The sequence below is a fragment of the Streptomyces aurantiacus genome (assembly GCF_001418335.1).
In the GTDB taxonomy this organism is placed as follows: Bacteria; Actinomycetota; Actinomycetes; order Streptomycetales; family Streptomycetaceae; genus Streptomyces; species Streptomyces aurantiacus.
Map to the genome: position 1 here is coordinate 6,215 of NZ_LIPP01000153.1, position 686 is coordinate 6,900.

1 protein-coding gene and 1 pseudogene are annotated in these 686 nt (G+C 73.1%); both read right to left on the reverse strand.

Annotated elements, in window-relative coordinates:
* A partial coding sequence (locus AOK01_RS44125; RefSeq protein ID WP_169800149.1) for a GNAT family N-acetyltransferase occupies nt 1-282 on the reverse strand: 282 nt, incomplete at its 3' end.
* A gap of 139 nt (nt 283-421) precedes the next feature.
* A pseudogene (locus AOK01_RS45195) lies at nt 422-686 on the reverse strand (hypothetical protein); the annotation flags it as partial.

Consider the following 686-nt stretch of genomic DNA (forward strand, 5'->3'; position numbering starts at 1 on the left):
CCGGCCCACGCCCTGGTGGGCGGCGTCCGGGTGCACGGAGACCTGCTCGATGTGGAAGGCGCCGTCCAGGGGCTCGCCGATCAGGTACGCGACGAGCCGTCCGGCGGCATCCTCGGCGACCCAGGCGTGACCGGCCTTGAGGAAGCGTTCGAGCAGGTCGAGCGCGGGAGGCTCGTCGTCGGCGATCTCGGGCATGCCGAAGATGCGGAAGGGCTCGCCCGCGGCACGTTCGATGTCCTGGAGCAGTGGAAGGTCGGCGGAAACGGCCGCTCTGACGGTCATGGGTCAAGTATGCGTCCGCCGGGGCGAGTTGGTGAGGTCAGGCGCCGGTCGCGACGAGTTCGTCGGCGAGGCTGTTCGCCGCCTGCGGGGTGCCGGTGAGGTCCAGTACGAACAGGGGGACGCCCAGCGAGTCGGCGNNGTAGACGCAGCCCGCCGACTCCGTCATGGCCGTCAGCCAGAGGCACTCGACGTCCCGGAGCGAGGCCGGGCGCACGGTCGGGTCCACCTGGGCGAGGATTCCGCGGGCCGCGAGGCCGATCCCGGAGGGCGGTCGCTGGTCGGCCCGCCGAATGTCCCGGTACCCGAGCCAGCGCAGATACAGCGCGGCGGCGGTCACGGCGTCCCGGGCCGTACGGATGGTCACCGGCTGGAACGGGGCACGGGGCGCCGGTTCGGCGCGGGGG